Source organism: Rhodoferax sp. (assembly GCF_028688795.1).
Lineage (GTDB): Bacteria > Pseudomonadota > Gammaproteobacteria > Burkholderiales > Burkholderiaceae_C > Rhodoferax.
On record NZ_JAQTXM010000010.1, the window covers coordinates 63804 to 81294 of the forward strand.

16 protein-coding genes are annotated in these 17491 nt (G+C 54.5%); 5 read left to right on the forward strand and 11 right to left on the reverse strand.

Annotation, left to right across the window (positions count from 1 at the left end):
- Window positions 1-118: 118 nt before the first annotated feature.
- From thrC to PHQ58_RS09390, 3 genes are all read right to left on the reverse strand, one after another.
- Window positions 119-1546, reverse strand: a complete 1428-nt coding sequence (gene thrC, locus PHQ58_RS09380; RefSeq protein ID WP_300110274.1) for a threonine synthase — start codon at window positions 1544-1546, stop codon at window positions 119-121.
- Between the two features lies 1 nt (window position 1547).
- Window positions 1548-2885, reverse strand: a complete 1338-nt coding sequence (locus PHQ58_RS09385) for a homoserine dehydrogenase (RefSeq protein ID WP_300110277.1) — start codon at window positions 2883-2885, stop codon at window positions 1548-1550.
- 71 nt (window positions 2886-2956) lie between these two features.
- The gene (locus PHQ58_RS09390; protein WP_300110280.1) at window positions 2957-4183 is read right to left on the reverse strand and encodes a pyridoxal phosphate-dependent aminotransferase; all 1227 of its coding nucleotides are present in this window, start codon (window positions 4181-4183) and stop codon (window positions 2957-2959) included.
- Between the two features lie 105 nt (window positions 4184-4288).
- Between PHQ58_RS09390 and PHQ58_RS09395 the strand changes: the two genes are divergently transcribed.
- The 3 genes from PHQ58_RS09395 (at window position 4289) to PHQ58_RS09405 (ending at window position 7204) form a co-directional block, all read left to right on the forward strand.
- Window positions 4289-4660, forward strand: a complete 372-nt coding sequence (locus PHQ58_RS09395) for an Mth938-like domain-containing protein (protein ID WP_300110282.1) — start codon at window positions 4289-4291, stop codon at window positions 4658-4660.
- 171 nt (window positions 4661-4831) lie between these two features.
- Window positions 4832-5317, forward strand: a complete 486-nt coding sequence (locus tag PHQ58_RS09400; RefSeq protein ID WP_300110285.1) for a peroxiredoxin — start codon at window positions 4832-4834, stop codon at window positions 5315-5317.
- A 183-nt stretch (window positions 5318-5500) separates the two neighbouring features.
- On the forward strand, window positions 5501-7204 hold the full coding sequence (locus PHQ58_RS09405) for a PhoH family protein (protein WP_300110288.1): 1704 nt from the start codon (window positions 5501-5503) through the stop codon (window positions 7202-7204).
- Between the two features lie 76 nt (window positions 7205-7280).
- On the opposite strand, the gene dnaB is transcribed toward PHQ58_RS09405, so the two are convergent.
- The 7 genes from dnaB to ppsA all read right to left on the reverse strand — a co-directional run bounded on the left by dnaB (window position 7281) and on the right by ppsA (window position 15198).
- Entirely contained in the window at window positions 7281-8690 is a 1410-nt protein-coding gene (dnaB, locus tag PHQ58_RS09410; RefSeq protein WP_300110291.1) for a replicative DNA helicase, read from the reverse strand.
- A 180-nt stretch (window positions 8691-8870) separates the two neighbouring features.
- Window positions 8871-9323: a 50S ribosomal protein L9 gene (rplI, locus tag PHQ58_RS09415; protein WP_300110294.1), complete on the reverse strand. Its 453-nt coding sequence runs from the start codon at window positions 9321-9323 to the stop codon at window positions 8871-8873.
- A gap of 11 nt (window positions 9324-9334) precedes the next feature.
- The gene (rpsR, locus tag PHQ58_RS09420; RefSeq protein WP_011464487.1) at window positions 9335-9619 is read right to left on the reverse strand and encodes a 30S ribosomal protein S18; all 285 of its coding nucleotides are present in this window, start codon (window positions 9617-9619) and stop codon (window positions 9335-9337) included.
- Between the two features lie 29 nt (window positions 9620-9648).
- A complete protein-coding gene (gene priB / locus PHQ58_RS09425; RefSeq protein ID WP_300110297.1) occupies window positions 9649-9948 on the reverse strand; it encodes a primosomal replication protein N in 300 nt (99 codons plus the stop codon).
- Between the two features lie 22 nt (window positions 9949-9970).
- Window positions 9971-10336, reverse strand: coding sequence for a 30S ribosomal protein S6 (gene rpsF, locus PHQ58_RS09430; RefSeq protein WP_300110300.1), 366 nt, complete (start codon window positions 10334-10336; stop codon window positions 9971-9973).
- Window positions 10337-10446: 110 nt separating this feature from the next.
- Window positions 10447-12759, reverse strand: coding sequence for a VC_2705 family sodium/solute symporter (locus PHQ58_RS09435; RefSeq protein ID WP_300110303.1), 2313 nt, complete (start codon window positions 12757-12759; stop codon window positions 10447-10449).
- Window positions 12760-12804: 45 nt separating this feature from the next.
- The gene (ppsA, locus tag PHQ58_RS09440) at window positions 12805-15198 is read right to left on the reverse strand and encodes a phosphoenolpyruvate synthase (protein ID WP_300110306.1); all 2394 of its coding nucleotides are present in this window, start codon (window positions 15196-15198) and stop codon (window positions 12805-12807) included.
- Between the two features lie 242 nt (window positions 15199-15440).
- Here ppsA and PHQ58_RS09445 point away from each other — a divergent pair, with 242 nt between their 5' ends.
- Window positions 15441-16262 (forward strand): pyruvate, water dikinase regulatory protein, encoded by an 822-nt coding sequence (locus PHQ58_RS09445; protein ID WP_300110510.1) that lies wholly within the window; start codon window positions 15441-15443, stop codon window positions 16260-16262.
- Window positions 16263-16631: 369 nt separating this feature from the next.
- Entirely contained in the window at window positions 16632-17006 is a 375-nt protein-coding gene (locus PHQ58_RS09450) for an energy transducer TonB (protein ID WP_300110309.1), read from the forward strand.
- 8 nt (window positions 17007-17014) lie between these two features.
- On the opposite strand, the gene PHQ58_RS09455 is transcribed toward PHQ58_RS09450, so the two are convergent.
- Entirely contained in the window at window positions 17015-17422 is a 408-nt protein-coding gene (locus PHQ58_RS09455) for a heme-binding protein (protein WP_300110312.1), read from the reverse strand.
- Window positions 17423-17491: the final 69 nt, after the last annotated feature.

Sequence of the window (17491 nt, forward strand, 5' to 3'; positions counted from 1 at the left end):
CTCTCTTTTTAATAGCTACTAGTGAACATATCCATTGGGCTATAAGTCAATTAAGCCAAAATATTCAACACCTACACCAGCCGAATAATCTGTATGGATTTAACGCGCCATGGCGGTGTCAGGCACAGTTTTTAACAATGAAGGCTTTGATCGCCTGCACATCGGCGGCCATGCTCACCACTCGTTTTGGCAACGCCTCAATGCCGATGAATCTGGCTGGACGGTCCGGCTGTTGGCCGGTTGCCTCCACAATGGTTTCGGCAAATTTGATGGGCAGCGCGGTTTCCAGCACGATCATCGGCACGCCCACCTGCAGGTGTTCTCGCGCCACCTTCACGCCGTCGGCGGTGTGGGTGTCGATCATCATGCCGTGGCGCTCAAACGTGTCCTTGATGGTGGCCAAGCGGTCGGCATGGCTGCTTTTGCCACTCTCAAACCCGTAGCGACCTGCAGCTTGGCTGAAAGCTGGGTGTGCTTCCAGGTCAAAAAATCCAACGCGGTTCAGCGCATCGCCAAAGAGCGACTTGATGCGCGCGCCATCGCGCCCGAGCAGATCAAAAACAAAGCGCTCGAAATTGCTGGCTTTGGAGATGTCCATTGAAGGGCTGGAGGTTTCATGCGTGTCGGCACTGGCCCGCACACGGTACACGCCGGTCTTGAAGAACTCGTCGAGCACATCGTTTTCATTGGTGGCAACGATCAAGCGGGCAATCGGCAGCCCCATCATGCGCGCCACGTGGCCGGCGCAGACGTTGCCAAAGTTGCCACTCGGCACGGTAAAGCTGACCTTTTCGGTGTTTTTCTGGGTTGCCTGAAAGTAGCCAGCAAAGTAATACACCACCTGGGCCAACAGGCGCGCCCAGTTGATGGAGTTCACCGTGCCAATTTTGTACTGACGCTTGAACTCCAGGTCGTTGCTGACGGCCTTGACCATGTCCTGGCAGTCGTCAAACACGCCGTCCACAGCAATGTTGAAGATGTTGTCATCCATCAGGCTGAACATTTGCGCCTGCTGGAACGGGCTCATGCGCCCTTGCGGGCTGGTCATGAAGACGCGCACACCCTTTTTGCCACGCATGGCGTATTCGGCGGCGCTGCCGGTGTCGCCGCTGGTGGCGCCCAGAATGTTGAGTTCCTCGCCACGGCGCGCCAGTTCGTACTCAAACAAGTTGCCCAGCAACTGCATCGCCATGTCCTTGAAGGCCAGCGTTGGGCCGTTGGACAAGGCTTCGAGCCAGATGCCATTCTCAAGGTGGCGCAGCGGCACGATCTCGCCGGTGCCAAACACCTCGGCGGTGTAGGTCTTGGCACACAGGGCTTTGAGGTCAGCAGCAGGAATGTCGTCAATGTAGAGCGACAGCACCTCAAACGCCAGTTCGGCGTAGCCCTGCTGGTGGTACACATCACGCCAGCGATTCAGCGTGGCGTCGTCAACCTGCGGGTAACTTGCCGGCAGGTACAGGCCGCCATCGGGCGCCAAACCTTCAAGCAAGATGTCACAAAAACGCTTGGGCGAGGTGTCGCCACGAGTGGAGATGTAATTCATGTCAGGCCAATTCTTCCTTGCGGATGCGGGTGATGGGCTCCAGCACGCTGGGCAGCGCTTGCATTTGAGCAATGGCGGCGTTCATTTTGGACTCCACACAGTCGTGCGTCAGGATGATCACATCGGTTTGCGGCACTTGGGGTTGGCTGACACTGTCTAGGCCAATTTCGTCGGCTTCGCGCTGCAACACGGCGTCAATGCTGATGCCTGCGTCCGCCAGAATGCCGGTCACTTTGGCCAGCACACCGGTCTCGTCAGCCACGCGCAGTCGCAGGTAATAGCTGGTGACGACGTCGCTCATCGGTAACACCGGCAAATTGCTCATGGCATTGGGCTGGAACGCCAGGTGTGGCACGCGGTGCGCGGCGTCTGCGGTGTGCAGGCGGGTGATGTCGACCAGGTCGGCAATCACCGCACTGGCAGTGGGCTCAGAACCAGCGCCCTTGCCGTAATACAGGGTGGTGCCCACGGCATCACCCTGCACCACCACGGCGTTCATGGCACCTTCTACGTTAGCGATCAAGCGCTTGGCTGGAATCAGGCAAGGGTGTACACGCAGCTCAATGCCCGCGGGCACACGCTTTGTGATGCCCAGCAGTTTGATGCGGTAGCCCAACTGTTCAGCATATTTGATGTCAGCCGCACCGAGCTTGGTGATGCCTTCGACGTAAGCTTTGTCAAACTGCACCGGAATGCCAAAAGCAATTGCGCTCATGATGGTGGCCTTGTGTGCAGCGTCCACACCTTCAATGTCAAAGGTGGGGTCAGCTTCGGCGTAGCCCAATGCTTGAGCTTCTTTGAGCGCCACGGCAAAGTCAAGGCCCTTGTCGCGCATTTCACTCAGGATGAAGTTGGTGGTGCCGTTGATGATGCCGGCAATCCACTGGATGCTGTTGGCAGTCAGGCCCTCGCGCAGCGCCTTGATGATCGGGATGCCACCGGCCACGGCCGCTTCAAACGCCACCATCACGCCTTTGGCAGATGCGGCAGCAAAAATCTCGGTGCCATGGACAGCCAGCAACGCCTTGTTGGCGGTGACCACATGTTTACCCGCAGCTATGGCTTCCAAAACCAGCGTTTTGGCGACGCCATAACCACCGATCAACTCGATGACGATGTCAATGTCCGGGTTGGCAATGATTGCACGGGCGTCGTTAACCACGGTCACGCCTGGGCCGACCAACTCCTGGGCACGCGCCACATTCAGGTCGGCCACCATAGTGATTTCAATGCCACGACCCGCGCGACGCTTGATTTCTTCTTGGTTACGGCGCAGCACATTGAATGTGCCCGAGCCAACAACGCCAATGCCGAGCAGACCAACTTGAATAGGTTTCATAGTGTTTATAAGTAAATTGAGCCTCTAGCCCTTATTAAATAAGCGCAGATAGCTATAAAAATAATAGTAATTTAGTTGCTGTGGCGCTTGCGATAGCTTTCCAGAAACTTGGCAACCCGGGCAATGGCTTCGCGCAAGTCGTCTTCATGCGGCAAAAAGACAATGCGGAAATGGTCCGGTGTGGCCCAATTGAAGCCGGTGCCTTGCACCAGCATCACCTTGGTTTCCTGCAGCAATTCAAGAAAAAATTGCTGATCGTCTGCAATCGGGTACATCAGCGGGTCAAGCCGGGGAAACATGTACAGCGCCGCCACGGGCTTGACGCAACTCACCCCCGGAATGGCCGTGATGAGTTCATAGGCCAAGTCACGCTGGCGACGCAGGCGACCGCCTTCACACACCAGGTCATTGATGCTCTGGTAGCCGCCAAGCGCGGTCTGAATCGCGTATTGACCCGGCACGTTGGAGCACAAGCGCATGTTGGAGAGCATGTTCAGGCCCTCGATATAGTCTTTGGCAGGTTTCTTGTCGCCCGAGACAACCAACCAGCCTGCCCGGTAACCGCAGGAGCGATAGCTTTTGGAGAGCGAATTGAAGGTGAGCGTCAAAACGTCTTCGCTCAATGAGCCAATGGCTGTGTGTTTGGCACCGTCGTACAACACCTTGTCATAGACCTCGTCAGCAAAAATCACCAGGTTGTGCTCGCGCGCAATCTGCACCAGCGCTTTCAACAACTCATCGGAGTAAAGCGCACCCGTGGGGTTGTTGGGGTTGATCACCACCAAGCCCTTGGTACGGGGCGTTATCTTGCTGCGTAAATCGCTCAAGTCCGGCATCCAGCCATTGGCCTCGTCACACAGGTAATGCACCGGTGTGCCGCCCGACAGACTCGCAGCAGCCGTCCACAGCGGGTAGTCAGGCGATGGCAGCAAGATTTCATCGCCATCGTCCAGCAACGCATTGGTGGCCATGACGATCAATTCGCTGGCACCGTTGCCCAGATAAATGTCATCCAGCGTCACGCCTTTGATGCCCTGCTTCTGGGTTTCGTGCATGACCGCCTTGCGCGCCGCAAAAATGCCTTTGCTGTCTGAATAGCCCGCCGAATTGGGCAGGTTGCGGATCATGTCCTGCTGAATTTCTTCAGGCGAATCAAAGCCAAACACGGCCAGGTTGCCAATGTTTAGCTTGATGATCTTGTGACCGTCTTCTTCCATCTGGCGCGCCGCGTCCATGATGGGACCGCGAATGTCGTAACAGACGTTAGCCAGTTTGGCTGATTTGCGTATGGTCTTCAAAGTCCCTCCGGGCGTGGCTGCTGGGTAGCGAAACCTATAATTTGAACACAAGTTTTACCGCTGCTATTACACGCTAACCAACTGCCAATCCCGAGCCCCAACACCATGAAATTTCACCCTGACGTCAGCCACATGCAATCCATCCAAGCCTATGGCCCTGGCTGGGTCCAGGTGGCAGACGAAAAGTTGGAAAGTAGTGTCGTGCTGACTTCCCGTGGCGAGCGTTTTCCTTGGCATTGCACGCGCTTTGAAGACTTGAGCTTGGCACATTTTGAACAATTGGCCGCCTTGCAGACTGAACTCGTGATTTTTGGCAGCGGGACACGCTTGCGTTTCCCGCCTGCAGCCTTGATCCGCACCCTGATAGAACGCCAGATCGGCGTCGAGACCATGGACACCCAGGCCGCCTGCCGAACCTACAACGTGCTCGCCAATGAGGGCCGCAGCGTCGCGGTGGCGCTGCTGCTGGAGTCATAAAGCTTTGATGCACCAATGCGGGACACCGCTGCAGACGCAAATCCGCATCGATCGATCTGGGAAATCAGAGTAAAATATGGCGCTTGTAGTCGAGGGCGCACGGGCGAATAAAGAGGATAGTGTCCCCGACTTGAGAGAACGACGTATCCTGTCACACAAGATTGAAGAAACATGGCGATTGTTGTCAATAAACCCCTCCCCGAATTTGAATCCAATGCCACAAACGGTATTCGCGTCACCAACACGTCCCACGTGGGGCAAGTGATTATTTTGTACTTTTACCCCAAAGACAATACGCCCGGTTGTACCACTGAAGCCATGCAGTTTCGCGACCGCTACAAAGATTTTGTTAAAGCTGGTGCCGAGGTGTTTGGCGTATCTCGTGACAACATGAAATCGCATGACGAGTTCAAATCCAAACTAGAGTTGCCTTTTGAGTTGATTGCCGACACCGAAGAAAAAATGTGCCACATGTTCGGTGTGGTCAAAAATAAGATCATGTACGGCAAGAAAGTCAAGGGGATCGAGCGCAGCACTTTCCTGATCGGTGCCGATGGCACCCTGAAAGAAGAATGGCGCGGCCTCAAAGTACCCGGCCACGTTGACGATGTCCTGAAGGCTGTCAAAGCGCTGAAAAAAGCGCCCGCTCTGGCCTGACCTGCCGACCGTGGGCTGACCCGATCAGCCCAAAGCGTTGTGAAGCTGCATTGTCACAAAGCCTCGTGCATAATGATTTGCATGACGAAGTCCAGCTTCCCCAATTTCAAAACAGCCGCCCTGGTGACAAGGCGGCTGTTTTGCTTTTTGAACCACCACTTTTTAAACGCTTGAGAGCAATCCATGCCTTTGCCAACCGCTCCAAACAAACGTGCCGCCCTGCTGTCTGTGCAAGATTACAACGTTCCGCCACGGCCCAAGGCCAAAGCGCCCCAAGCCAGGCCACAGGCAGCCCTGCAACCTGAATTGATAGAGACCGTGGCAACCGCTTTGCCGCAAGTCGCCTCACCGACGGCTAGGACAACAGAAGTGGCAACACCGCCGGCAACCAAGACAACTAGCCGGCGCCGCACAGTCGCCAACACTTCAGCGCCCGTCGCAACACCTGCAGCACTCCCCGCCGTTGAGCTGATAAAAGTCAAACCAAAACGCCTTAGCGGCCCAGCAAAGCTGTTTGTGCTTGACACCAACGTGCTGCTGCATGACCCAAGCTGCTTGTTCCGGTTTGAAGAGCACGATGTGTTTTTGCCCATGATCGTGCTCGAAGAGTTGGATGCCCACAAAAAAGGCATGACCGAAGTTGCCAGAAATGGCCGTCAAACCAGCCGATCCCTGGATGCACTCGTAGAGCGCCATAACGCAGACATCAGCTCGGGTCTGTTGCTTAGCGTTACCGGTCACCGTGAAGCGCGTGGCCGCTTGTTCTTTCAAACCCAGTTGCTCGACTACGACCTGCCAACCAGCCTGCCACAAGGCAAGGCAGACAACCAGATTCTCGGCGTGGTGGAGGCGCTACGCAAGCAACATGCGCCGCGTGACGTGGTCCTGGTATCCAAAGACATCAACATGCGCGTCAAGGCCAGGGCATTGGGCTTGAGTGCCGAAGACTACCAAAACGACAAGACCCTCGAAGATGGTGACCTGTTGTACTCGGGCGCCTACGCCCTACCCCCTGATTTTTGGAGCACACACGGTGCCGCTGTGGAAAGTTGGCAACAAGGCGCACACACGTTTTACCGCGTCAGCGGCCCGGTCGTACCACAACTGTTGATCAACCAGTTTGTCTACTTTGAAGCCCCCGGCGAACCCAGCCTGTACGCCAAGGTGACCGAAATCCGTGGAAAGACAGCCGTATTCAGAACTCTGAGAGACTTTACGCACCTGAAAAATGCCGTGTGGGGCATCACCACCCGTAACAGGGAACAAAACTTCGCCGTGAACCTGTTGATGGACCCTGAGATTGACTTTGTCACCCTCACCGGCACAGCAGGCACGGGAAAAACCCTGATGGCATTGGCGGCGGGCTTGACGCAGGTGCTCGATGAGCGCCGCTACACAGAAATCATCGTGACCCGCGCCACCGTGAGCGTGGGTGAAGACATCGGGTTTTTACCCGGTACTGAAGAAGAAAAAATGGGTCCCTGGATGGGCGCGCTCGACGACAACCTGGAAGTGCTCGGCAAAACCGACACATCTGCTGGCGAATGGGGGCGAGCCGCAACCAATGAGTTGATCAGAAGCCGCATCAAAATCAAGAGCATGAACTTTATGCGCGGGCGCACATTTTTGAACAAGTATGTGATTATTGATGAAGCGCAGAATCTGACCCCCAAACAGATGAAAACGCTCATCACCCGGGCTGGACCTGGCACCAAGATCATTTGCATGGGCAACATTGCCCAGATCGATACACCTTACCTGACCGAAGGTTCTTCTGGTTTGACCTACGCCGTGGACAAATTCAAGGGCTGGCCACACAGCGGTCACATCACGCTGGCGCGCGGTGAGCGCTCACGGCTGGCCGACTTTGCCAGTGAAGTCCTCTGAATTTCCGGTAGTCCAGCAGTCAATACGCCATTAAATAGTAGCGAATAGCGTTTGAATAGTTGAGGCTGGGAGCTTTTTAAAAATCGCCACTGGCACTACTGGCCATGGATTCAAACTTGGTGATCTTGTTCAGGAACGTCAGCTTCACCACACCGGTGGGGCCGTTACGTTGCTTGGCAATGATCACCTCGGCCACGCCCGGTTCTTTGCAGGCGTCCTTGGTGTAGTACTCGTCACGGTAAATGAACATGATGATGTCGGCATCTTGCTCAATGGCGCCTGACTCGCGCAAATCGCTCATCATGGGCCGTTTGTCTGGCCGCTGCTCGACACTTCGATTAAGCTGCGACAGCGCAATCACCGGGCATTTCAGTTCCTTGGCGAGCATCTTCAAACCCCGGGAAATTTCGCCTAGCTCGGTGGCACGGTTTTCGCCATCGCTGCCGTTCGAGCCACTCATTAACTGCAAATAGTCGACCACAATCAGGCCCAACTGACCGCACTGGCGCGACAACCGGCGTGCATTGGCACGCAGTTCGCTGGAAGTCAACCCTGCACTCTCATCAATGTGCAACGAAATGGTGCGAAGCTTTTCAATAGCCTCAGAGAGCCGTGGCCATTCGTCATCCGTTAACTTGCCAGTGCGCAAATGGCCTTGGTCAATACGCCCAATAGATCCAACTATACGCACCGCCAACTGGGCAGCACCCATTTCCATGGAGAACACAGCCACAGGCAGGCCTTCATTCAAGGCCACATGCTCGGCAATGTTGATGGCCAAGGCGGTTTTCCCCATCGAAGGCCGAGCGGCCAACACCACTAGGTCTCCGCCCTGCAAACCGGCCGTCATGCGGTCCAGGTCGTAAAAACCAGTTGGCACCCCAGTGACATCATTGGGGTTGTCGGCCATCTCCTGGACCCGATCGAGCAGATCGACCACCAGTTTGTCCATGGTCTGGAAACCCTGTTTGGTGCGAGCCCCCTCCTCACCAATATTGAAAATCTTTTGCTCTGCCTCGTCCAGAATCGACGCCACTGGCCGACCTTTTGGATTGAATGCATTGGCTGAAATTTCTTCGCTGGTGGACACCAGCTTGCGCAGAATCGAGCGATCCCGCACGATCTCTGCGTAACGCCGAATATTGCCGGCACTAGGCACATACTGCGCAAGTGCATTCAGATAGCTCAAGCCACCAATTTCTTCAGCTTTTCCAGAACTCTGCAACTGCTCATACACCGTGATCACGTCGGCCGGCTTGGACGCATTGATCAGCACACTCATGGCCGCGAAGACCGCCCTGTGCTCGTAGCGGTAAAAATCTTGCTCGGTGAGCACATCACTGACCCGATCCCAGGCAGCGTTGTCGAGCAACAGGCCGCCAAGCACGCTGGATTCCGCTTCAATCGAGTGTGGCGGGATACGCAGTTGGGCGACTTGGCGGTCGGTACCGAAATCGTCGGTCAGGGGTGAAAGCACAGCAGACATGGTTTTTTTCCTTCAGACTCCTGATGCTATGTCGTGCTAAAGCAAGTGTCGAGTGAAAAGCTGGGCACAACACTGGGACAACATGTGCATAAGCTGTGCAAATGACACTGACCCAAAAATAAAAAAGCAAAAGCCGCCAAGGCTCACGCCCCAGCGGCTTTTCAAAAACAAGCTTAAAACTTAAGCTGTTTCGCCGTAAACCGACACGGTCACGTCAACGACCACGTCTGTGTGCAACGCGATGCTGACTGTGCTGTCGCTCACTACCTTGATCGGGCCGTTTGGCATGCGAACTTGAGCCTTGGCAACCTTGTAACCTGACTTGGTCAACTCTTCGGCGATGTCTGCATTGGTCACGGAACCAAACAAACGACCATCAACGCCAGCCTTTTGCGTCAGCTTGAAAGTGCTACCTGCAAGCTTTTCACCAATGGCTTGGCATGCGGCCAAAGTAGCTGCAGCTGCTTTTTCGAGTTCAGCGCGGCGTACTTCAAACTCTTGCTTCGCGGACTCTGTGGCCCGACGGGCGCGGCCAGTAGGAATCAGGAAATTGCGGGCATAGCCGTCTTTCACACGAACGATTTCACCGAGATTGCCAAGGTTCACCACCTTGTCGAGCAGAATGATTTGCATGGTTGTGGTCCTTAGATCTTGTGCTGATCGCTGTACGGCAACATGGCCAAAAAGCGTGCGCGCTTAATGGCAGTGTTGAGTTGACGCTGGAAAATAGCGCGGGTGCCAGTCAGACGTGCTGGAATGATCTTGCCATTTTCAGCGATGAAATCCCGAAGGGTGTCGATGTCTTTGTAGTCAATCTCTTCAACGCCTGTTACCGTGAAACGGCAAAAGCGCTTGCGCTTGAAGAGCAAATTTTGTGCTGGGCGCTTTGGGCGCTTGTCTTTGTTGTTGAAACGTTTTGGTCCGGCCATGATGGACTCCTTAAATATTTGGAAAAGCTTTAATCTTTTGCGAATTCTTGAATATGAAACACAAGCTGCTTGGTGCCACGCGGGGTTGCCAAAAAACCTTTGAACTTCCAGTTGCTACCGATATCCTGAAGGACCAGTCGCTCAGCAACTGAACCAAAAGAAACCGACTTCACGAGTGCCTTGACTTGCCTTACCTGACCTGCCTCTGTCATTTCTGACGCATGTTCAAGCTTGCAATTGACCGCTGGAACGCCCGAAGGCGTGTAGCGCAAGGCATCGATTTCCGCAACATCAGCCGTTAAAGTAAGTTGATTGAATTCAATACTCACCGCTTGCTGACACTCAAGTGCTTCAAGCCTGGTATTCAGCCTGCTGCGTCTTGCGGGCGTCTTCACGCTCGACTGTCTTCATCATTGAAGAAGGGCCGGTGTCGGCTTTTTTCTTCAATACGGTGAGGTGACGCAACACAGCATCGTTGAACTTGAAGGCGTGTTCAAGTTCAGCCATCACGGCTTGATCGGCTTCGATATTGACGCACAGATAATGCGCTTTGGCGAGCTTGTTGATCATATAGACCAACTGACGACGACCCCAGTCTTCGACACGATGTACTTTACCGCCACCGGCCACGATCATGCCTTTGTAGCGCTCCAGCATAGCTGGCACTTGTTCGCTCTGATCCGGATGGATCATGAGAATGATTTCATAATGACGCATTGAAACTCCTTCTGGATAAACCTCAATTGAGGCAAGAAAACCACCCTCAGCGTCTCATTGAGGTGTAGTAAGGTAAGCCTTAAATTATAGCTTTTTCTAGCCCGGTGATTTCAAACGGTGTGCGGCGCACGTGAAGTCGGCGTCAGCAGGCTCACTACTACCGTCACGATCAAACCTGCACTGACACCAAAGACACCTGCGGACACAGGCTCAATATCAAACCACAGCCCAGGGCCCCACAGCCCGAGAACTGATCTCACGACAGGGGCGTTGATGACCATGTAGTAAAGCGTCAGACTCAAACCCACCAACATGCCGCTGATGGCGCCCTGGCGTGTTGCCCGTTTCCAAAAAATACCCAAGATCATCGCCGGCACAAACGCTGCACCCGCTAATGAAAACGAAGCCGACACCAAAAACAGAATGTCGGCCGGTCTTTGCGCTGCAACATATGCAGCCAGCAAGGCGACCAACAGCAGAGCGAACTTGGACAGCATCACGCGCCGAACAGCACCGGCACGGTCATTTTCACCTTGATAAAACAAATCATGTGCCAGCGCGTTACCGATCGTTAGCAACAGACCATCAGCCGTTGACAACGCTGCAGCCAGGCCACCAGCAGCCACCAAACCGGACACAACATAGGGCAAGCCGCCAATTTCTGGCGTGGCCAGCATGACAATGTCGGCTCCGAGTTTTAGTTCGGCAAACTGCAAAATATGGTCACCATTGATGTCACTCACCGATATGAGGGCGGGGTCAACTTTTGCCCATTGGGCGATCCAGACTGGCAATTCCTCAAATCTTTGCCCCACCAAGTGCCCCATGATCTCAAACTTGACCAACACGGCCAGGGCAGGTGCAGCGAGATAGAGCAAAGCGATAAAAAACAACGACCAAGTTACTGAGTTTCTGGTGTCTGCCACAGAACGCGTTGTGTAAAAGCGCGTCAGCAAGTGCGGCAGCCCTGCGGTGCCAATCATCAGGCAAAACATCAACGCGAGAAAATTGCGCCTGGAGGCGTTGAAAAGTTGCTGATCATTCTCTGACCCGCCCGGATCTCCCGCAAAAGGACGGGTGTGAGCTGGCATGCCCCCCAATGGCTGGGCCCGCTCCATGTTTTCAACCATGGCACGCGTCCACCGCTCCCGAGCCGCCTCTTCATCCCGTGGCATAGCGGCTAACTCGCGCCGCGCAGCCACAATGACAGATTCTTCCGCGTGCGTCTCGGACAAGCGCAATATCTCCGTCTTACGCGTCTTTATTTCAAGCTCAAGCGACTCTGCGACGTTTTCCAACTTCCGGGCATAGTCGGTCGAGCGTCTTGCGTATTCGTAGATCACATCCTTCTCTGGCGCCGAGTCGGTTAATTTGCGCTCCAGTTCCGCAATTTTTGACAATTGCTGCCCATAGACGAAAGGCGCCAATGGGTTACCCAATTGTTTGTAAGCCAGCCAAGACACTGGGATCAAAAAAGCCAGAATGAGTACCACATATTGGGTCACCTGTGTCCACGTTACAGCGCGCATGCCGCCCAAAAATGAGCAGACCAACACACCGCCCAAACCCAGCAAGATGCCTATCTCAAATTGCACACCTGTCAAGCGGGATGTAATTAGCCCTACACCGTAAATTTGGGCCACCACATACGTAAAAGAACACAACACAGCAGACCACGCCGCAATGATGCGGGGCCAACGTCCACCGTAGCGCACGCCAAAGAAATCAGGTACGGTGTACAAATTCATCTTGCGTAGGTGGGGTGCCACCAACAAGGCTAACAGGCAAAACCCGCCGGTCCAACCCAACACATAGACCAAGCCACCGGGCTGAGACCCAGAGCCGGAAAAGCCTTGCAAGTAAAGTCCACCCGCCATGCTGATGAACGAGGCCGCACTCATCCAGTCCGCAGCAACTGCCATGCCGTTGTACATGGCAGGAATACGTCGTCCAGCCACATAATATTCCGAGGCCTTTGAAGTGCGACCAAAAATACCCACGAGCGCGTAAAAAAATACAGTGGCAAAAAGAAAAATGGCGCCAACCCAGATCCGTCGTAAACCCGACTGCTCAGCGAGTGTGAGTGCGCCTAGAAATAACAAAAATACCACCAAAAACAAGGCAAACCGCTTGTGAATGCGCATGGCGTAACGGGCATACGCAGCATCCGGGGCCGCACTGGCGCGCTCGTTACGGTTGGCAAACCAGGCAAACAAGGCCACGATCAGAATAAAAACAAAAACGCTTCCCTGCGCCGCAAACCAATACGCCAACGGCCAGCCGGCGACGACCTGTTGCAGATCATGGGCAAAGAAAACGATGCCAAAAGACGCAACAAACCAGCAAAACAAAAGCCAACCTCGCAAGCTTGAGACGCTTACAAGAGGCTGGCTTTGATTCAAAGGCACATCAGGGTTCATCATCGAAAGATGATGGCACCTGCCGGTGCCATGTGTTGTAGGTGTTTTCTATGGCTTGGCAAGGTTTTGCCAAGTTGCCATCACCGTATCTGGGTTCAAGGAGATGGACGAAATGCCTTCCTTCATGAGCCACTTGGCAAAGTCAGGGTGGTCGCTGGGGCCTTGGCCACAAATACCAATATATTTGCCCTCTGCGAGGCAGGCACTAATGGCCTGGCTGATCAAGGTCGTCACGGCTGGGTCACGCTCATCAAAGTCTTTGGCAAGCACTTCCAGCCCAGAATCACGGTCCAGACCCAATGTGAGCTGGGTCAGGTCATTAGAACCAATCGAGAAGCCGTCAAAATACTGCAAGAAGTCTTTCGCCAAAATAGCGTTGCTGGGAATCTCGCACATCATGATCAATTTCAAATCGTTCTCACCGCGCTTCAAACCTTGCGCAGCCAACAACTCGGTCACCTTTTTCGCTTGGCCAAGTGTGCGAACAAAAGGCACCATGACCTGCACGTTGGTCAAGCCCATGTCATGACGTACTCGTTTAAGGGCCTCACACTCCATTGCAAAAGCTTCACCAAAATCTGCGCTGATGTACCGTGCGGCACCCCGGAAACCCAACATTGGGTTTTCTTCTTCAGGCTCATAGCGGCTGCCACCAATAAGCTTGCGGTACTCATTGCTCTTGAAATCAGACAAACGAACAATGACTGGCTTCGGCCAGAACGCAGCAGCAATGGTGGCCACGCCTTCAGCGACGCGGTCCACATAAAAGGCACGCGGTGACGCGTGGCCCCTAGCTACAGATTCAACCGCCTTTTTCAAATCGGCGTCCACATTCGGGTAATCCAAAATGGCTTTGGGGTGCACACCAATGTTGTTGTTGATGATGAACTCAAGCCGTGCAAGACCCACCCCCGCGTTTGGCAATTGGCAGAAATCAAATGCCAGCTGAGGATTGCCCACATTCATCATGATCTTGACGTCAATATCAGGCATCTGACCACGCTGCACTTCAGATACTTCGGTTTCAATCAGGCCGTCGTAAATGAAACCAGTGTCACCTTCGGCGCAGCTGACCGTCACCAGCATGCCATCTTTGAGCACCGAGTCAGCATGCCCGCAACCCACCACGGCAGGAATGCCCAACTCGCGCGCGATGATGGCCGCATGGCAGGTGCGCCCGCCACGGTTGGTCACGATGGCCGAGGCACGCTTCATCACTGGCTCCCAATTCGGGTCAGTCATGTCAGTAACGAGGACATCACCCGGTTGCACGCGGTCCATCTCACTCAGGTTGTGAACCACTTTGACCGGTCCCGTGCCAATTTTTTGACCAATAGCGCGGCCTTCAACCAGTACCGTGCCTTTGCCCTTGAGTTTGTAACGGTGCTCGGCCTTGCCTGCAGCCTGACTCTTAACAGTCTCGGGGCGGGCCTGCAAAATATACAACTCACCATCCAGACCATCCTTGCCCCATTCAATGTCCATTGGACGGCCATAATGATCTTCGATAACCAGCGCATAGGCTGCTAACTTTTGCACATCGGCATCCGAGAGCGAGTAGCGATTGCGAAGCTCTATAGGCACGTCCGTGGTCTTAACTAGATGGCCAGTCGCCGCCTTTTCCTCGGGCGTGGAGAACTGCATCTGGATCAATTTGGAGCCCAGATTGCGACGAATCAGCGCAAGGTTACCGGCCTTGAGCATGGGCTTGTGCACATAAAACTCATCAGGATTGACGGCGCCTTGAACTACCGTCTCACCCAGGCCATAGCTTGACGTGATGAACACCACCTGGTCAAAACCAGATTCGGTATCAAGCGTGAACATCACCCCTGCAGCCCCTAGATCGGAACGCACCATGCGTTGAATACCAGCGCTAAGTGCGACATGCTCATGGGCAAAACCCTTGTGCACCCGATAACTGATGGCACGGTCGTTGTAGAGTGAGGCAAACACTTCGCGAATCTTGTGCAATACGGCCTCTATACCGGTGACGTTCAAAAAGGTCTCTTGCTGTCCGGCAAACGAGGCGTCCGGCAAATCTTCAGCTGTGGCCGATGAGCGCACCGCAAAGGACGCTTTGTCGCTGCCGCCTGACAGAGTTTCAAACGCTAGACGAATTTCCTTCTCGACCTCAGCAGGAAACGGCTGCGATTCCACCATGGCACGAATCTCAGCGCCAACCACGGCAAGCGCATTCACGTCGTCGGTGTCAAGAGCGCTCAGACGAGCGTTGATCTTGCTAGTCAAATCGCCAAAGGACAGGAACTCCCGGAAGGCATGGGCCGTGGTCGCAAAACCGGTCGGCACCTTCACGCCCGTGGGCAAATTCGAAATCATTTCACCCAAGCTGGCATTTTTGCCACCAACCGAATCAACGTCGGTCATTCTCAACTGTTCAAAAGGGACGACCAGTGCGGTCGGTGCAAAAAGTGCTGACATGGGAAAACTCCAGAAGTTAAAAAACCTGCATCAATAACAAGCCCAATCAGCGGCATGCCATCGCAGCGTACACCCGCTCACTTTTTAGTTGTGTTGTTGAATCGGTTTTGCGCTTGAAAATTGGTTGGATAATGATTATTGTAGGCGTTGACTGAGCCTGCAATTTGACACCCATAGCCACCAAGGAAGTCGCCGATCTGCTCGCAGTCACAGCTTCTTCACGAACCAACCTGAGCTTCTTCATGCCCAATCGCACAGTTTTTTTTGTTTCAGACGGTACCGGTATTACTGCCGAAACATTTGGTGGCGCCATCCTGGCCCAATTTGAGGTCAATTTGCACTGCGTCCGCTTGCCGTTTGTTGATACAGTTGACAAAGCACACCAAACTGTTCGCCAGATCAACCAAGCCGGTGCTCACGACAACAAGCGCCCCATTGTGTTCACCACTTTGGCCAACGAAGATGTGTTCAGGGTGATCAGCGAGGGCTGCGAAGGCATGCTGATGGACATGTTTGGCACCTTCGTCAACCCGCTTGAAACAGAGTTGGGCATCAAGTCCAACCACCGCATTGGCCGTTTCAGTGACGCCAGCAAGAGCAAGCAGTACCAGTCTCGCATTGACGCCATCAATTTCTCGCTGGACCACGATGACGGTCAGTCCCATCGCGACCTGGCCAGCTCCGACGTAATCCTGGTCGGCGTGAGCCGTAGCGGCAAGACACCCACCTCACTCTATTTGGCCATGCAGTATGGCCTGAAGGCCTCCAACTACCCACTGATCCCCGAGGATTTTGAACGCCAGGACTTGCCGCCGGCGCTCAAACCACACCAAAAGAAACTTTTTGGCTTGACCATCCTGCCGGAGCGTTTGAGTGAGATCCGCAACGAGCGCCGTCCCAACTCCAAATACGCATCCATCGAAAATTGCCGTCATGAGGTGCGTGAGGCAGAGGCCATGATGCGACGCTCCGGGATTCGCTGGCTATCAACCACCACCAAGTCCATTGAAGAAATCTCGACCACGATTCTTCAGGAACTCCGCCCTGAGCGGCTGGCTTACTGAGCATTTGATTTGGGGCAGACAAGCACTGAGGGCAGGCGCGGCGTGCATCGCATCTTTTACATCGGATTTGGTGTGGTTTGCCTGCATGCCGCAATCCTTTGGCGCATACCGATTGACTCAGAACCAATCATCGTGACGGCTCCGGTTTTTATGCTTCAGATGATGCCCACGGTACCAACACCACTGCCAGTCAGCACCCCGACAACGACCCCAGCAACTGCGGCAAAAGCGCCCAATCGCCAAAAGAATTCCAATCTTCGTCCGGAAAGATCCGTTTCACCCAAACCACAAGAGAACGTGCAGGTTGGCGACAGGCCACGATCAGCCCCCGACAAAGCCGAAAGCCAGTCAACCACGTCAGGTTCACATGTGACTCCAAGCTTGCCCACCCAGTCTGCACCGGGTAAGACCGAAACGGGTTTAGCACAAACTGGCCCAGCCATTTCTGCGCTTCCTCCCAGCCTTCAATTGCCATCGAGCGCTGCCGACTACCTGAACAACCCGGCACCGGTCTATCCAGCGATCAGTCAACGTTTGGGCGAACAGGGAAAAGTCGTGCTTCGGGTCTTAATCACAAAAGACGGCAGCGCGCGCCAGGCTGAAATTCAAGAGTCAAGCGGATTTGACCGACTCGATCAGGCCGCTTTGCGAGCGGTGATGGGCTGGCGCTATGTGCCCGGACGTCGCGCAGGCGTTCCGCAAGACATGTGGTTCAATGTGCCCATCAACTTCGCTCTCAAATAGAAGCCAGTTCAAAGCCCCAGCGCGGCAATCCCGGCGCGGGCAATCTGCGCATCTTCAGTAGATTTCACGCCGCTCACACCAACGGCACCCAGGCATTGACCATCCTTGAGGATGGGAACACCACCTTCGAGCATGCCGGAGATGCCTGGCGCGCTGAGAAAAGAACTACGGCCGCCGTTAATAACGTCTTCATAGACCTTACTCTCCCGACGACCCAACGCAGCCGTATGGGCTTTGGCTGGTGCAATGTGCGCAGAAATAGCGGGAGCGCCATCAAGCCGCTGCAGCCAGAGCAAATGCCCCCCGTCGTCCACCACTGCAATGGTGACGGCCCAATTGTTTTGAGTGGCGCAGGCCTCTGCGGCTTGTGCTATTTTCTTGACGTCAGACAGTTCCAGAACCGGTTTGTGTTGCATCGCATTGAGCCTAAAAAAAGTGAAGTTGAGAGCATAACGCGCCGACCCACGCCCAATGGCTCCAAAGCG